We start from the raw sequence: 15769 nt of genomic DNA, 5'->3' as shown, positions 1-15769 counted from the left end.
GAAGACCGCCCTGCGGCCGATCGGTCGTGCGAATATGGACGCGGTGCGCTTTTGCGAAAGGCGGTGCGGCATGGCCGGATTCGTACTCGACCAGGCCGGGGTGCGGGCCCTGGTGGCACTGGCGTTCGCCGTGGCGGCGCTGGTGGTGCTGGCCCGGGTGATGTTCGCCGCGCCGGTGCTCGCGACGGGTGAGTCCGCGGGTGGTGCCGTGGGCTGCGGTGACGCGGCGCACGGCGGTGATCAGGAATCCGACGCCGCGCATCTGCTGATGTGCGCGGTCATGCTGGTGATGGTGCTGTTCCCCACCCGGGTGCACAGCCATGCCCTGCACGGTGTGCTGCTCGCGATGACGCTGGTGTTCACCCTGCTGCTGGGCGACCGGCTCGTGCGCTGGTACCGCGATACGTATCCCCGGGCGGGGCGGCGTGCGGCGGCCATCGGGTACCACCTGGTCGCGGCCGTGGTGATGCTGTTCACGATGGCGGGACACAGTGGTGGCGGGCACAGCGCGGATCCCGGGCCTGCCGCTGTCTTCGCCGCCCTGTTCCTGGTGGACGCCGTCGTGGTGCTGGTCTCGGTGCGCAGCGGGCGGGCACGCTGGTGGGCCGCGCATCCGGTCGCACCGGCCGCGGGCCGCGGACTGCCCGTCGCCGTGCTCCCGCACCTGATCATGGATCTCGGTATGGCCTATATGCTGCTGGCCTGACCGCCGGCGGCCCGGCCGCGCAGCACTGTCGAGATCCGGACGTGTTCGGGAGCGAGCGCCGCGCGCAGCAGCTCGGCCACCGCACCGGCACTGTCCGCGGCGGCACCGCAGGTGAACACATCGACGAAGATATCCCCGGTCTCCGGGTAGGTGTGCAGTGAGGCATGCGATTCGGCCAGCAGGGCCAGCACGGTCACCCCGTGCGGGTCGAATTGTTTACCGACGACCTCGCAGACGGTCACCCCCGCGGCGGACAGCGCGTGCCGCAGCACGGCCTCGAGCCGCTCGAGATCGTCGCACAGCGCCCGGTCCACCCCACCGAACTCGGCCAGCACGTGCCGACCGCTGAATTCCGGCGTCACCTTCGGCCTCATTCGCTCGCGGCGATCCCCGGGATCACCCCGACACCACCGTGACCTCGTCGAAGACCACATCACCGGCCGCATTGGATTCGGCCAGGTCGACGGTGGCGACCAGGGCCCAGCCGTGATCGCCCGCCGGATCGTCGAGGGTCTGGCGCACCTGCCAGAAACCGGGCCGCGTCTCGACCCGGAACAGTTGCGGGCCGCGCGCGTCGGGTCCGGTACCGATGGTGTCGTATTCGTCGAAATAGGGGCCGAGATCGGCCGCCCAGTCCGGGCCGGGGGACAGTTCCGCCAGTTCGTCCCAACGCTGCCGGGCGGCCAATTCGACCCGGCGGAACACGGCGTTACGCACCATCACCCGGAACGCGCGCTCGTTGGCCGTGACCGGGCGCACGCTCTCCCCGCCGAACGCGATCTGCTCGGCGTCGGTTTCCGCGCCCGCCCCGGTCAGCTGCTCCCACTCATCGAGCAGACTGGAATCCACCTGCCGTACCAGCTCGCCCAGCCATTCGGTGAGATCGTCGAGTTCTTCACTGCGCGCCGACTCCGGCACGGTCCGGCGCAGGGCGCGGTAGGCATCGGCGAGGTAGCGCAGCACCACCCCTTCGGAGCGGGCGAGTTCGTAGTAGGAGATCAGCTCGGTGAAAGTCATGGCCCGCTCGACCATGTCGCGCACCACCGATTTCGGTGACGGCGCGAACTCCGACAACCACGGGTGCCCGGCCCGGTAGGTCTCGTAGGCGCCTTCGATCAGCTCCGCGAGCGGCTTCGGCCAGGTGATGTCCTCGAGCAGTTCCATCCGCTCGTCGTAATCGATACCCTCGGCCTTCATCTCGGCCACGGCCTCCCCGCGCGCCTTGTGCTGCTGCGCCATCAGCAGCTGGCGGGGATCCTCGAGGGTGGCCTCGACCAGCGACACCATATCGAGCGCGTAGCTCGGCGACGCGCTGTCGAGCAGTTCGAACGCGGCGAGAGCGAACGGCGACAGCGGTTGGTCCAACGCGAAATCCCGCTGCAGGTCCACGGTGAGCCGCGCGTAGCGGCCGTGCTCGTCGGGTTCGGGGAGCTGCTGTACCACGCCGGCATCCCGCAGCGCGCGGTACAGCCGGACGGCGCGCAGGATATGGCGCCGCTGTGCCGGTCGGGGTTCGTGATTGTCCTCCAGCAGATGCCGCATGGCCCGGAAACAATTACCCGGCCGGGCGATCACATTCAGCAGCATCGCGTTGGTCACCGCGAAACGCGACACCATGGGTTCGGGCGCGGCGGCGACCAGCCGGTCGAAGGTCTCCTCGCTCCACGAGACGAATCCCTCGGGTGGTTTGCGGCGCTGGACCTTGCGCATCTTTTTCGGGTCGTCACCGGCTTTGGCCAGCAACCGGGTGTTCTCGACTTCGTGTTCGGGTGCCTGTACCACCACCGTGCCCATGGTGTCGAAACCGGCGCGTCCGGCCCGCCCCGCGATCTGGTGGAATTCCCGGGCCTTGAGCCGCCGGGTGCGCACCCCGTCGAATTTGGTGAGACCGGTCAACAACACGGTGCGGATCGGGACATTGATCCCGACGCCCAAGGTGTCGGTACCGCAGACGACCTTCAGCAACCCGTCCTGGGCGAGGCGCTCCACCAGCCGGCGATATTTGGGCAGCATTCCGGCGTGATGGACGCCGATACCGTGCCGGATGAGGCGGGAGAGAGTTTTTCCGAAACCGGACGAGAAGCGGAACTCGCCGAGAGCTTCCGCGATGGCGTCCTTCTCGGCCCGGCTGGCGAAGTTCGCGCTGGTCAGCGCCTGCGCCCGTTCCAGAGCCGCGGCCTGGGTGAAATGCACGACATACACCGGGGCCTGATGAGTGGTGACCAGTTCGGTCAGCGTTTCGGTGATCGGCGTGCGCGCGTAGGAGAAGTGCAGCGGCACCGGGCGTTCCGTACCCGCGACCACTGCGGCGGCGCGGCCGGTGCGCCGCTCGAGGTCGGCAGCGAAGAAATCGACCTCGCCGAGTGTGGCCGACATCAGCAGGAATTGCGCGCGGGGTAGCTCGAGCAGCGGCACCTGCCACGCCCAGCCGCGGTCGGGATCGGCGTAGAAATGGAATTCGTCCATCACCACCTGCCCGATATCGGCGTCGGGACCCTCCCGCAATGCCAGATTGGCGAGGATCTCGGCGGTGGCGCAGATGATGGGGGCGGTCGGATTCACCGCGGCGTCCCCGGTCACCATGCCCACCCGTTCGGCGCCGAAAACCTCGCACAGCGCGAAGAATTTCTCGCTCACCAGCGCCTTGATCGGCGCGGTGTAGTAGCTGCGCAGCCCCTGGGTCAGCGCGAAGAGATGAGCACCCACGGCGACCAGCGATTTCCCGGAACCGGTGGGAGTGGCGAGAATGACATGGGATCCGGCCGCCAGTTCCAGCAACGCCTCGTCCTGAGCCGGATAGAGCGCGGTACCCTGCTCGGCGGCCCATATCGCGAACGACTCGTACAGTGCGTCGGCGTCGGTCCCCGGTATCTCGAGCAGTTCGGTCAGATCCACCCCGGACACCCTACGGGCTGCCGCGCCCCGATCACCGGCACGGTGGGCGTGTGCCGGGTCTCACCGGCCGCGGCGGGTCAGCCGCGTTCGTCGTCGTCGCCGGAGTAACCGCCCTGCTCGGCGAGGAATCGCTCGAATTCGGCGCCCAGTTCGTCGCCGCTGGGCAGCTCACCCTCACCGACCAGCAGGCTGGACTGCCGTTCCTGGGCGCTGACGAAGGTGTCGTACTGGCGCTCCAGCGCGTGCACCACCGTCTCCACTTCCGCGTTCCCGGCGATGTGCTCGTTGACCTGCTCACGCACCCGCGCCGCTGCCTCACCCAGCGCGGCGAGCGGGAACTCGAGACCCGCGTTCTCACCGACATGTTCGAGCAGGGTCTGCGCGGCTTCCGGGTAGGAGGTCTGCGCCAGGTAGTGCGGGACGTGTACCGAGAAACCCAGCGATTCGTGCCCGTGCTGGGCCATGCGGTACTCCAGCAGCGTGGCCGCACTCGCCGGTACCTGCAGTTCGCCCGGCCAACGCTGGTTGTCCGGGATGAGATCGCGGTTGGACGAATGCGCGGTGAGCCCCAGCGGCCGGGTGTGCGGAACCGCCATCGGGATGGCGCTGAGACCGATACTGCGGCGCACACCCAGCTGCTCGGCCAGCAATCGCACCGCGGTGGTGAACTTCTCCCAGCGCAGATCCGGCTCCATGCCCGCGAGCAGCAGGAACGGGGTACCCCCGGTATCGCGCAGCGCCCACAGGTTCAGCTCGGGCTCGGCGTACTCGGAGAAATGATCGGTTTTGAAGGTCATCAGGGGGCGCCGCGAGCGATAGTCCAGCAGCTCGTCCACATCGAACGAGGCGACGAGTTCGCTCTCCAGGCTCTCCCGCAGGTGGGTCGTGGCCAGGCGGACCGCATGACCCGCGTCGGAGTACCCCTCCAAGCCGTGCACCAGGACCGGCCCCGAGCCGTCGTCGGACGACAGCTGCGGAGCGGGGAACTCCAGTTCGTACATTCGCGACTCGTAGTCCATCGCGTACTCCTTCCTGCGCGATCCGTGGCGGGCGGGTCGGGCAACACTGCTGGTATCCGCTGCCGTGCCGCGAGCCGCGAATCGCCCTCCATTGTCCCCCATGCAGATGTAGGGCCACACGCGGCCGTACATCGGCTCTCTGTGCTGACAACAGCGGTCGCCGCCGGTGAATTCCCCGGTCCCGGTGGCGGCGGGGCGGGGAGGTCGGTGTGGTCTTGTGGCCGGTGAACGCACCGGGGAGTCTGGCACACTCCGCTCCTGGATGTACCCCATTTCCGAGTCGGCAACCCGGTCTCGGCGCGGGGGCGGGCCGCCGACCGCAGTTGTCCCCAACCCCGAGTTGTCCACAGACTTCGTGAGAACCGGTGTTTTCCCAGTTCACGCCCGTACTGCGCGAGATCCGATACCGCATGCTCGGGCCATGACCTCCGCTGCGCCGTTCTCCCGTCCCACCCCCGCCGACGCCCGGTCGGTCCCACCCCGTGCCGGCCGCCCGGCCCCCGCCCCACCTCGTGCCGGCCGGGCCGCGGGACGGTGCCCCACCGCGCGGGCGCTGGCCGCGCGCGGCGTGCCCCGCCCGGTTCCGGCGCCCGCCGCGCCCGGTGTGTGTGCTTCCCGCCCGCGCTTTCCCGGGCGGGGTACCTACGAGTACGCCGCGGCGTCCCGGGCACGCTGCGCCGACCGGGCCGGTGACGAGTACGACCACCCGCTCCGTACCGGCCCCGCCCGGCTCGACGACCCGGGAGATCTGCTGGCCGCGCTTCCCGCCATGCTCGGCTTCCGGCCGGAGCGTTCGCTGGTACTGGCCGTCCTGTGCGCGGCCCCCACGGCGGAGAGCGCGGTCATCGATCTCGTGGTGCGGTTCGACCTCCGGCATCCCGGTACCGGTGCCCCCTCCGATACCGAGACGGTGGCCGCCGCCGCCGCGCGGGTCTGTGCCCGCCCGGGAGTGGTCGGAGTGCTCGTGGTCCTGGTGGACGACGCGCTCACGAATGGTGAACCCGCTGGACCGCACCGAATCCCGGTATTCGGAGAACTGGAACGGCAACTGTCGTCCCGCGCCGTGCCGGTGCGCGGCGCCTGGGCCGCTCGGTCGATCGCGGCCGGACAGCCGTGGTGGAGCGTGACGGGTCCACCACGCGGCGGGCGGATCGCCGATCCGGTGGCCTCGGAGGTCACCCTCGGCCGGGTTCTGGACGGCCGGCCGATCCGCCGCAGCCGGGACGAACTGACCGCGTTGGTCGCCCCGGACGATGTCCTGCGCGCGCGAGTGTCGAGTGAACTGGCGGAGGCCAGGGGCCGCGCCAAGGACAGATACGTGGCCGCCGCGCAGCGTGGCGATCCGGCCGGTTATCTGCGCGGCGAACTGATGACCGTGCTCTGGCTCATCGCGAACGCCGAATCCGGCCCCGGACTCGATGCCCGGGAGCTTGCCCAGATCGCGGTGGCCCTGCGTGACCGGGAGGTCCGCGATTCCGTCTTCGCCGTGGCCGATACCGCGCATGCCGAAGCGGCCGAGAGCCTGCTGGCTCTGCTGACCCGCGCGCTGCACGGCGCCGACCGCGCGGAAGCGGCGACCCTGCTGGGCTACTTCGCCTACGTGCGGGGCGACGGCCCGTTCGCCGGGATCGCCTTGGACGCGGCGCTGGATGCCGAGCCGCATCACTCCATGGCCGCACTGCTGCATACCGCCCTGGAGGCCGGTATGCGACCCGAACGCCTCCGCGATCTGACGCAGTGCGGCCGGGACGCCGCCACCGCTCTGGGCGTCGACCCGGCCGCGGTGTGGTGAGATCGGCCGCGGCCGGATCAGCGCGCGCTGTGCGCGCGCGAGCCGAGGCCCCGCAAATAGCTCCAGGCGGCGGAGACGATCTCGTCGAGGTCGTTGTGCTCCGGCTTCCAGCCGAGTTCGTCGATCGCGCGCCGGCTGGAGGCGATCAGCACGGCCGGGTCACCGGCGCGGCGCGGGGCGTCGACCGCGGCGATGGGTCCACCGGTGACCCGTTCGCACGCCGAGATCACCTCGCGTACGGAGAATCCCGTACCGCTACCGAGATTGAACACCCGGTGGGTGCTCGCCGCGGCGGTCTCCAGGGCCAGCAGATGCGCCTGCGCCAGGTCCAGGATATGGATGTAGTCGCGGACCGCGGTGCCATCGTGGGTCGGCCAATCGGTGCCGAACACCGAAATCGAATCCCGATGCCCCGCAGCCACCTGCAGCACCAGCGGGATCAGATGCGTCTCCACCACCCGGTTCTCGCCGAGACCGCCGTAGGCCCCGGCCACATTGAAATAACGCAGGCTGGTGGCGGCCAGACCGTGCGCGACGGAATACGAGGTGATGGCGTGATCGATCGCCAGCTTCGAGGCGCCGTAGGGGTTGGTGGGGCGAGCCGGCGCGTCCTCGGTGATCGGAACCTGTTCCGGCTCGCCGTACACCGCCGCCGTCGAGGAGAACACCAATCGCCGGGTATCGGTTTCGCGCATCGCTTCGAGCAGGGCGAGTGTTTTCACCACATTGCCGTGCCAGTACTTTTCGGGTCGCTGTACCGATTCACCGACCAGCGATTGTGCCGCGAAATGCAGAACTCCGTCGAATTGCCGGGTGCGCAGCAGATCCGGCGCGGCCTCGGCGATATCACCTTCGACGAATTCGACGCCCTCGGGCACCCCGTCGGCATTACCCGTCGACAGATCGTCGACGACCACCACCTCGTGTCCCTGCTCCCGCAGCACGAGCGCGCAGACGCCACCCACATATCCGGCTCCGCCGGTCACCAGAAGTTTCATCGATCAGACCAGCTTCACCTGAACGGCGTGGGCCATTTCGTCGGGCAGTTCGTACCCCGAGTGGCCCGGCACCGTGATGACGACGGCGCCCGGTTTGCTCTCGACGGTGACCCGGGCGTCGGGCACCACGCCCGCCTCCCGCAGCCGGCCGATCACCTCGGGATCGGTCTGGATGTGTTCGGCCAGCCGGCGCACCACCACCGCGTGCGTACGGCCCTGCGGCAGTTCGGACAACCGCTTCAACGGTTCCTCCAGCAACTGGGCCGCGGAGATACCGAGTTCGTCCAGGCCGGGGATGGGGTTGCCGTAGGGAGAGGTCGTGGGGTGGTTGAGCACCTCGACCAGGCGCCGCTCGACATCCTCGCTCATCACATGTTCCCAGCGACAGGCTTCGGCATGCACGTTCTGCCAGTCCAGCCCGATGATGTCCACCAGCAACCGCTCGGCCAGCCGATGTTTGCGCATGACCGCGACCGCCATACTGCGGCCCTTCTCGGTCAGTTCGAGATGCCGGTCACCCGCGACGAGCAGCAGTCCGTCGCGTTCCATCCGGGCCACGGTCTGGCTGACCGTGGGGCCGCTCTGCTCGAGGCGCTCGGCGATCCGGGCGCGCAGGGGTACTACGCCCTCCTCCTCGAGGTCGTAGATGGTACGGAGATACATCTCCGTGGTGTCGACCAGATCCTTCACTGTTGCCCCTTCGTCGGCACGAATTCTACCTGCGCACCAGCGACCCCGGTCGAAACGAACGGGTCGCCTGACGCGATGGGAATACATTCGGCGCGCGGCCCGACGCCGCAGTCGCGCATACATGTATTTCTACTGCATGACAACGTGCGATGGGGTTTCACCCTTCCCGATACGGTTGCGATCATGGCCACTGCACCGCCGGACGTGAACCCCGGCTCCGGGGAACCGGGGACCGTTGTGTGGACCGACCGTTTCCTGGACTACTCGTGGACCCCCGAGCATCCGATGAAACCGGTCCGTCTGCAGTACACGATGGCGCTGGCGCGCTCGCTCGGAATACTCGACGGGATCGAACTCCTGGAGCCCGGCGCGGCCGGTCGCGAGGAGTTGCTCCGGATACACACCGGCGACTACATCGAGGCAGTGCGCTCGGCGGTACCGCGTGAGACGGTGGGCGACCTTCCGGTCGATCCGCCGTACGGGCTCGGGTCCAGCGATAATCCGGTGTTCCCCCGGATGCACGAGGCCGCGTCGGTGATCGTCGGTGGCACTCTGGCCGCGGCGCGTGCCATCGCCACGGGTGCCACCCGGCGGGCGGTGAGTATCGGCGGCGGTATGCACCACGCCATGCCCGGGCGGGCCGCCGGTTTCTGTGTGTACAACGACGCGGCGGTGGCCATCTCCTGGCTGCTCGACCACGGTTTCGACCGGATCGCCTACCTCGATGTGGATGTCCATCACGGCGACGGGGTGCAGCAGGCGTTCTATCGGGACCCGCGGGTGCTCACCGTGTCGATCCACCAGCATCCCGCCACCCTGTGGCCGAACACCGGCTGGCCGGACGAGACCGGTAGCGGCCCCGGAGACGGCACCGTGATCAATCTCCCGCTGCTGCCGGGTACCCGCGATCCGCAATGGTTGCGCGCCTTCCACGCGGTGGTACCCGGCGCGGTGGCGGCCTTCCGGCCCCAGCTGGTGGTCAGCCAGTGCGGGGTGGACACCCACCGCGAGGATCCGCTCGCGGAGCTGGAGTTGGGTATCGAGGGGCAGCGGGCGGCCTTCCTGGCGATGCGGGAGCTGGCCGACCGATATGCCGAGGGGCGGTGGTTGGCGGTCGGTGGCGGTGGGTACGGCCTGGTGCGGGTGGTGCCCCGGGCCTGGACCCATCTCCTGGGTATCGCGCTCGATCGCCCGGTGGACCCGGCGACCGCGATACCGCAGGATTGGATCGATCTCGTGCACACCGACAGGCCGCGGGTATCACCGCCCCGCACCATGGGCGACGGTGTGGATATCGCGTTCCGGCGCTGGGACGGCCCCGGGGGGACCGCCGACACCGGGGACGCCCGGTTCGACCGCGCCCAGCGCGCCGTCGATACGGCCGTTCTCGCCACCCGCCGAGCGTGCTTCGGCCCGCTCGGCCTCGACCCGGAGGATCCGCGTGACTGACCCCACCGACCGTGTTCCCGACGATCCGCCGCCGGCGCCGCTGCACTGGCAGGCCGATGTCCTGGCCTCCGACGGCGGTGTGGTGCGGGTGCGCCCGATCACTCCGGGCGACGCCGACGAACTGCAGCGATTCCACACCGCGCTGTCCGAGCGCAGCCGCTACCTGCGTTATTTCGGGCCCTATCCGCGGATATCGCCGAAGGATCTGCACCGCACCACCCACCTCGACTACCGGGACCGGGTCGGACTCGTCGTCGTCCTGGGGGACGCGATCATCGCCGTCGGGCGCTACGAGATTCTGGACCGGACCGGCTCGCGCGCGGCGGAGGTCGCCTTCGTGGTGGCCGACGAGCACCAGGGACGCGGGCTCGGATCGATCCTGCTCGAACATCTGGCCGGCGCGGCCGCGGAGAATCGGATCGACACCTTCGTCGCCGAGGTGCTGGCCGAGAACACGGTGATGGTCACCGTGTTCCGTGAGGCGGGCTACCAGGTGGAGCGCAGTCGTGACGGCTCGGTGCTGCATCTGGAATTCGCCATCGACCCCACCGAGGCGTTGCGCTCGGTGCGCGACGCGCGGGAACGGGCCTCGGAGGCACGCAGTGTGGGCAATCTGCTGGCTCCGCGGTCGGTGGCGGTGATCGGCGCGACCCCGAGCACCGCCCGCGTCGGTGGTGTGGTGCTGGCCAATCTGCTGGACGGAACGTTCCAGGGGGCGGTGTACCCGGTGAACCCGGAGCGGCGTTCGGTCCGCGGTGTCCACGCGTATCCGACGGTGCGCGATATCCCGGACGAGGTGGATCTGGCCGTCGTCGCGGTCCCCGCGGCCGCCATCGGGTCGGTGCTCGACGACTGTATGGTCAAGGGGGTCAAGGGCCTACTGGTGCTGTCGGCGGGGTTCGGCGAGACGGGGGAGCAGGGTCGCAGCGCGGAGGCCGAACTGGTCGCGGCCGCCCGAGGCCACGGCATGCGTGTCGTGGGGCCGAGCGCGCTGGGCATCGCGAACACCGACCCGGCGGTCGGTCTCAACGCCACACTCGCCACCCTGTTGCCGGGCCGCGGGCGGATCGGATTCTTCTGTCAGTCGGGGCCGCTCGGGGTGGCCATCCTCGCCGAGGCCGCCACCCGCAATCTGGGGTTGTCCACCTTTGTCTCCGCCGGTAACCGTGCCGATGTCTCCGGTAACGATCTGCTGCAGTACTGGGATACCGATGCCGACACGGATGTGATCCTGCTGTACCTGGAGAGTTTCGGTAATCCGCGCAAATTCTCCCGCATCGCGCGCCGGGTGGCCCGCAACAAGCCGATCGTCGCGGTCAGTCCCAGCCGACTGGCCGCGCGCGGGATGTCGGACGGCGGACTGGACCGGTCCATCGTGCGCGATCTCTTCGCGCAATCCGGTGTAGTGCAGGCGGATTCGATCTCCGAGATGTTCGACTGCGCAGCCCTGCTGGGCTATCAGCCGTTGCCCCGTGGGCCGCGGCCGGCCGTTGTGGGCAACAGCACCGCACTCAACTGGCTGACCTCCGACGCGGCGCGCAGTGAGGGGCTCACCGTGGTCGAACCGGTGGACCTCGGTCCGCAGGCCACACCCGAGGACTTCCGGATCGCTGTCGCCGCGGCACTCGAAGCCGAGAACACCGATGCGGTGATCGTGATCTTCGCGCCGCCGATTCCGCTGCCGCAGACCGGATATGCCGAGGCGATCCGGGCGGCGGTGGCCTCGGTGCCCGCGACCAAACCGGTGCTCACCACCTTTGCCAGCGGAGACGGTATCCCGAATCTGCTGGCCGTCCGTGGTCCCGGCGCGGCCGCGATCCGCGGATCCATTCCGTCCTTCCCCGATCCGGCGCGCGCGGTCCGCGCACTGGCCAGAGTGCATCGCTACGCGCGCTGGCGCGATCTGCCCGCCTCCCCGGCCTCCGATACCGTCCACACCGGCGACGAGAACGGACGACCGGCCGGTATCGACAGCGAGCGGGCCGTGCGGCTGATGGAGCAGTGGACGACCGATCCGGCCGGGCGGTGGCTCACCGACGACGAGACCGTTCTCCTGCTCGACTGCTACGGCATCTCCGTGGTGGAGTTCCGTGCGGTCCGCGACGCCGAGGCAGCCGTGGCGGCAGCCGAGGAACTGGGCTATCCGGTGGCGGCGAAGGCCACCAACGAGAGTTGGCGCCGCCGCCCCGATATGAGCTGGGTGCGGCTGGACCTGTGGCGCCCGGACGCGGTCCGCCAGGCCTATCGCGATCTGGTCGAGCTGTGCGGGGATCCGCTCCTGCACATTCAGCGCATGGCGCCCAAGGGAGTCGGCTGTGTCCTGAAGGTGCAGGACGACCCGGCGTTCGGTTCGGTCATCGAATTCGGGCTGTCCGGGCCGATAATCGAACTTCTCGGTGATCGGGCCTATCGAGCGCTGCCCCTGTCGGCGCAGGAGGCCGCCGCGCTGATCGACGCGCCGCGCGCTGCCCCGCTGCTGAACGGAACCCCGGCCAGTCCCCGCGTGGACAAAGCGGCTCTCATCGCACTCACCCGGCGTATCTCGGCGATGTTCGACGATCTCCCCGAGATGCGGGAACTGTCCTTCGAGCCGGTGCTGGCCGCCCCGGAATCGGCGGCGATCCTCTATGCCCGCGCCCGGATCGGCCCGCAGCCGAGCCGCTTCGACACCGGACCACGGCGATTGGGATAGGAATCGGGCCACGATTCGCCGGATCATCCGGGGCCATCTCCCCGCGGGCCCGGCGGCCGTGACGGCCGCCGAGAGCGACGAATCGGTCGGCGGGCGTAGGCGCCGGGGCCCGGCGAAGCGTCATCCGGCCGGAAAAGGGGCGGTGCGGGCCTGGAAATCGATACAGCGTGACCGGCCGAAACCGGCCGGTCACCGTTTTATGGGGAGGTGTTGCTATCAGCTCGCGTAGGCGCGCAACCGGTCCGCCCGCTCGCCCTTACGCAGTTTGGACATGACCTCGCGCTCGATCTGCCGGACACGCTCCCGGGACAGGCCGAACAGCTTGCCGATCTGATCCAGAGTGCGCGGCTGGCCGTCGTCCAGACCGAACCGGAGACGGATCACCTGCTGTTCACGTTCGTCGAGCGTGTTGAGGACGCTGCGCACGTCGTGGTGTAACAGGCCGGCGATCACGGCGCTCTCGGCCGAGGTGGCTTCGGAGTCCTCGATGAAATCGCCCAGCGGGGCTTCCTCGTCGTTACCCACCGGCATGTCCAGGCTCACCGGATCGCGGCTGTGGTCGAGCAGATCGGCGATCTTCTCCACCGCGATTCCCGACTCGGACGCGAGTTCCTCGTCGGTGGCCTCCCGGCCGAGCTGCTGATGTAGTTCACGCTTGATCCGGGCGAGCTTGTTGACCTGTTCGACCAGATGGACCGGGAGCCGGATGGTACGACTCTGATCGGCCATACCTCTGGTGATCGCCTGCCGGATCCACCAGGTGGCGTAGGTCGAGAATTTGAAGCCCTTCGCGTAGTCGAACTTTTCCATCGCGCGGATCAGGCCCAGGTTGCCCTCCTGGATGAGGTCCAGCAGCGGCATCCCGCGGCCCGTGTACCGCTTGGCGAGCGAGACGACCAGGCGCAGGTTGGCTTCCAGCAGGTGCGAACGCGCGGCCTGGCCCTCCCGGACGACAATGGCCAGATCACGCTTGCGGGTCGCCGACAACCGCTTGCCGGTCTCCAGTAGGTGCTGGGCGTAGAGACCCGCCTCGATGCGCTTGGCCAGTTCGACCTCGTCGGCAGCTGTGAGCAGGGCGGTCCGGCCGATTCCGTTCAGGTACACGCGTACCAGGTCGGCGGCGGGGCTCGAAGCGTCGAGGTCCGTATCACTGGGGCGCACACGAGTGGTGGCGGGGCTTGTCATGACTTGCCTCCTGTCGGTGGTGTCTCACTCCGAACAACGGACCCGACATAGGGAAAGTTCCCTCGCCGGGCACGGATAAACCGCTCTGAACTGCGGTTTTCACTGTGACGTTCTGAGAAGTTCCTGAGAACGAGAGCCCCTCGGCAGGTGGCGGAACACGCGGTGGGGGCGTACCCCTAGTGCGGTACCGGGTGGATCAACCCGTGCCTCACCAAACCGGTGACCACTCCGAGGGCGGCATCCGCGAACTCGGGGGAGACCTCCTCCGCTCCCTGTGACAGTGCCAGCAGTTCGATCAGTTCATACAACGGCAGGCCGTCGGGCCGCATTCCCGCCAGCAGGGAGACCGTCGTCTCGTCCACTTCGTGCTGCCACCGCGGCCCGTCGCCCCGGTGCAGGCGCATCACCTGCTGCTCCCAGCCCTGCGCACCCGGCAGCGCAACCCGTTCGAGGGCGGTCGCCGGGTCGACCCGGTAGCGCGAGCGCCGGGCCCGGTCCGGATCACCGGCGATATCGCGCAACCAGGCGGATCGGTGGAAGTAGGCCAGCGCTTCCGCGCCGAGCGGATCGTCGAAGCCGTGGGCGAGGTCCTCGGCCAGCAGTTCGGTCGGCGCGTCCACCGCGCGCAGGTAGGCGAAACCGAAACCGATACCGGTCACCTCGGCCTGGTGCAGCGCGGTCAGCCATTCCTCGGCCCGCTGCTGGGCCGCGGGGGTGCGCGGATCGAGGCCGGCGTCGCGCAGCCAGGTGCCCACGTACAGCGCGAGGTCGGCGACATCACGCTGGACGACCCACGCGTCGATACCGTGCGCGGGCAACCAGCTCGAGACGCGCTGCCGCCAGTCCTGGTCCTCGGTGTGCACCCAGGCGGCCAGCACCGCGGCGGTTCCGCCGGGGGTCAGCAGGTCGGGGACACCCGAGATCACCAATTCACTGGCGCCGTCGAGGGCGAGCCCGGAATCACGGTAGGTGTGCTCGACCCGGCCCGGCCCGACCACGAAGGGTGGATTGGCCACCACCTGATCGAACCGGCGCCCGGCGACGGGTTCGAACCACGACCCGGGCACCAGGTCGATATCCAGCTCGTTGAGCGCCGCGGTGGCCTCGGCCAGCCACAGCGCGCGCGGATTCACATCCGTAGCGGTGACCGACCGGGCGTAGGACGCGGCGTGCACGGCCTGGATACCGCAGCCGGTGCCCAGATCCAGCACCGAGCCGACCGGTGCCGTCGGGGTGGCCCGCAGCAGCGAGAGCGAGGCATGGCCTACGCCGAGTACATGATCCTCGGTCAGGGTGCGCCGGTGCATCGAATCGTCGAGGTCGGACAGGATCCAGCGGTTGCCCGCGCCGATATCGGTCGGGCGCAGGTCCAGCGCCGCGCGGACCTCGCCGCCCGAGCGGGTCAGCAGTCCGGCCGCCACGGCCTCATCGATCCGCACCGGAGCCAGTGCCGCGGCGGCCTCGCGCTCGTCCAGTGCGTCACCGAGGAGGAGCAGGCGGACGAGGGCGCCCAGTTCACCGGCGGCGCGCGCGGCCCGGCGCACCGGTACCGGTTCGCCGCGGCCCAGGGCGCTGTGCGCTTCGTCGCCCAGCGTTTCGAGCAGGGTGTCGGCGTCGTATCCGACCCTGGTCAGCGCGGTGCGCAGGGCCGGGCACAGGGCGGTCAGCGGTGATCGGACGGTCGATCCGTAGGTGGGCACAGCGGTACTCTGCCACCTCCGCGGGCTCGGCCGGATGGCCGCACCGCTGTCGCGATGTGGCCGGACTCGGCGATGGCGATGGCGAGCGGTCTAGCCGTCGATCTGGTCGTGCCGGCGTTCCTCCAGTGCGGGACGCGGGCGGTCCCAGCGGCTGGGTTCGTTCTTGTCCCGCGGCGGCCGGTCGTTGGCGATGAGGACCGCGATCCACGGGAGGGGTACCGAAGCCGCCATGATCAGGATCGAGATCAGGGCGTTCCCGAAGACCGTGTAGGCCACCCCGGCAAGGATCAGCGCCGGGATCCGGAACGCCATGATGATCGAATACCGGCGAACCCGGGCCCGGTGCTGCTCCTCGAAGGACGGGGCCGCCTTCGTGATCAGCGCCGCGTGTCTGGCGTCGTCGCCGGGGAAGTATCCGCGCGAACGAGAGGGACGGGCCGGCCGCGGTGTGCCGGGGGGCTCACCGGGACCGCTCGCACCGGCGTCGAGGTGCTCCGAGCCGCGCTCGGAGTCTTCGCCGTGCTGCTGCATACCTTCGAGTCTTGCACTATCTCCGCCGCCGTGTACAACGCGTCCACCGGTAACCGTGCACGACGGCCGCGCCGCCGGGTCCGGCCCCTTCGAGAGGTGCCGGATCGCCGGC

Annotated in this window: 12 protein-coding genes; 4 read left to right on the top strand and 8 right to left on the bottom strand. The window is 69.4% G+C overall.

What is annotated here, in order from left to right; genetic code table 11:
• Positions 1 to 70: 70 nt before the first annotated feature.
• Positions 71 to 706, top strand: a complete 636-nt coding sequence (locus tag IG75_RS0113725; protein ID WP_162183792.1) for a DUF5134 domain-containing protein — start codon at positions 71 to 73, stop codon at positions 704 to 706.
• Here IG75_RS0113725 and speD read toward each other — a convergent pair.
• The 3 genes from speD to IG75_RS0113710 all read right to left on the bottom strand — a co-directional run bounded on the left by speD (position 688) and on the right by IG75_RS0113710 (position 4620).
• Positions 688 to 1068, bottom strand: a complete 381-nt coding sequence (gene speD / locus IG75_RS0113720) for an adenosylmethionine decarboxylase (protein WP_245713171.1) — start codon at positions 1066 to 1068, stop codon at positions 688 to 690. The two genes, IG75_RS0113725 and speD, sit on opposite strands and share 19 nt — an antisense overlap.
• 34 nt (positions 1069 to 1102) lie before the next feature.
• Complete coding sequence (locus IG75_RS0113715; RefSeq protein ID WP_030521637.1) at positions 1103 to 3601, bottom strand: DEAD/DEAH box helicase; 2499 nt, start codon at positions 3599 to 3601, stop codon at positions 1103 to 1105.
• A gap of 77 nt (positions 3602 to 3678) precedes the next feature.
• A complete protein-coding gene (locus IG75_RS0113710; protein WP_030521636.1) occupies positions 3679 to 4620 on the bottom strand; it encodes a PAC2 family protein in 942 nt (313 codons plus the stop codon).
• 421 nt (positions 4621 to 5041) lie between these two features.
• On the opposite strand from IG75_RS0113710, the gene IG75_RS0113705 reads away from it, so the two are divergent.
• A complete protein-coding gene (locus IG75_RS0113705; RefSeq protein WP_051714559.1) occupies positions 5042 to 6412 on the top strand; it encodes a DUF4192 domain-containing protein in 1371 nt (456 codons plus the stop codon).
• A 17-nt stretch (positions 6413 to 6429) separates the two neighbouring features.
• Here IG75_RS0113705 and galE read toward each other — a convergent pair whose 3' ends face one another.
• Positions 6430 to 7410, bottom strand: coding sequence for a UDP-glucose 4-epimerase GalE (galE, locus tag IG75_RS0113700; protein WP_030521634.1), 981 nt, complete (start codon positions 7408 to 7410; stop codon positions 6430 to 6432).
• Between the two features lie 3 nt (positions 7411 to 7413).
• Entirely contained in the window at positions 7414 to 8100 is a 687-nt protein-coding gene (locus IG75_RS0113695) for an iron-dependent transcriptional repressor DtxR (RefSeq protein WP_030521633.1), read from the bottom strand.
• Between the two features lie 183 nt (positions 8101 to 8283).
• Between IG75_RS0113695 and IG75_RS39840 the strand changes: the two genes are divergently transcribed.
• Both IG75_RS39840 and IG75_RS0113685 read left to right on the top strand, forming a co-directional pair.
• A complete protein-coding gene (locus IG75_RS39840; protein WP_030521632.1) occupies positions 8284 to 9549 on the top strand; it encodes an acetoin utilization protein AcuC in 1266 nt (421 codons plus the stop codon).
• On the top strand, positions 9542 to 12241 hold the full coding sequence (locus IG75_RS0113685) for a bifunctional acetate--CoA ligase family protein/GNAT family N-acetyltransferase (protein ID WP_030521631.1): 2700 nt from the start codon (positions 9542 to 9544) through the stop codon (positions 12239 to 12241). The genes IG75_RS39840 and IG75_RS0113685 overlap by 8 nt, the downstream gene beginning before the upstream one ends.
• A 216-nt stretch (positions 12242 to 12457) precedes the next feature.
• Here the strand turns inward: IG75_RS0113685 and IG75_RS0113680 are convergent, their stop codons facing one another.
• The 3 genes from IG75_RS0113680 to IG75_RS0113670 all read right to left on the bottom strand — a co-directional run bounded on the left by IG75_RS0113680 (position 12458) and on the right by IG75_RS0113670 (position 15657).
• Positions 12458 to 13426 (bottom strand): sigma-70 family RNA polymerase sigma factor, encoded by a 969-nt coding sequence (locus IG75_RS0113680; RefSeq protein ID WP_030521630.1) that lies wholly within the window; start codon positions 13424 to 13426, stop codon positions 12458 to 12460.
• Positions 13427 to 13602: 176 nt separating this feature from the next.
• Positions 13603 to 15126 (bottom strand): DUF7782 domain-containing protein, encoded by a 1524-nt coding sequence (locus IG75_RS0113675; protein ID WP_030521629.1) that lies wholly within the window; start codon positions 15124 to 15126, stop codon positions 13603 to 13605.
• Positions 15127 to 15216: 90 nt separating this feature from the next.
• Positions 15217 to 15657 carry a DUF3099 domain-containing protein gene (locus tag IG75_RS0113670; RefSeq protein ID WP_030521628.1) on the bottom strand — a complete coding sequence of 147 codons (441 nt, stop codon included), beginning with the start codon at positions 15655 to 15657 and terminating at the stop codon, positions 15217 to 15219.
• Between the last annotated feature and the right edge of the window lie 112 nt (positions 15658 to 15769).

The sequence above is a fragment of the Nocardia rhamnosiphila NBRC 108938 genome (assembly GCF_000720425.1).
In the GTDB taxonomy this organism is placed as follows: Bacteria; Actinomycetota; Actinomycetes; order Mycobacteriales; family Mycobacteriaceae; genus Nocardia; species Nocardia rhamnosiphila.
The sequence above is the reverse complement of the archived record's forward strand: the minus strand, read 5'-3'. Positions and strand labels throughout refer to the sequence as shown.

Excerpts from the sequence above, each read along its gene's own strand:
- IG75_RS0113725 (WP_162183792.1), top strand. The coding sequence starts at position 71 with ATGGCCGGATTCGTACTCGACCAGGCCGGGGTGCGGGCCCTGGTGGCA.
- IG75_RS0113710 (WP_030521636.1), bottom strand. The coding sequence starts at position 4,620 with ATGGACTACGAGTCGCGAATGTACGAACTGGAGTTCCCCGCTCCGCAG.
- IG75_RS0113705 (WP_051714559.1), top strand. The coding sequence starts at position 5,042 with ATGACCTCCGCTGCGCCGTTCTCCCGTCCCACCCCCGCCGACGCCCGG.
- galE (WP_030521634.1), bottom strand. The coding sequence starts at position 7,410 with ATGAAACTTCTGGTGACCGGCGGAGCCGGATATGTGGGTGGCGTCTGC.
- IG75_RS39840 (WP_030521632.1), top strand. The coding sequence starts at position 8,284 with ATGGCCACTGCACCGCCGGACGTGAACCCCGGCTCCGGGGAACCGGGG.
- IG75_RS0113680 (WP_030521630.1), bottom strand. The coding sequence starts at position 13,426 with ATGACAAGCCCCGCCACCACTCGTGTGCGCCCCAGTGATACGGACCTC.
- IG75_RS0113670 (WP_030521628.1), bottom strand. The coding sequence starts at position 15,657 with ATGCAGCAGCACGGCGAAGACTCCGAGCGCGGCTCGGAGCACCTCGAC.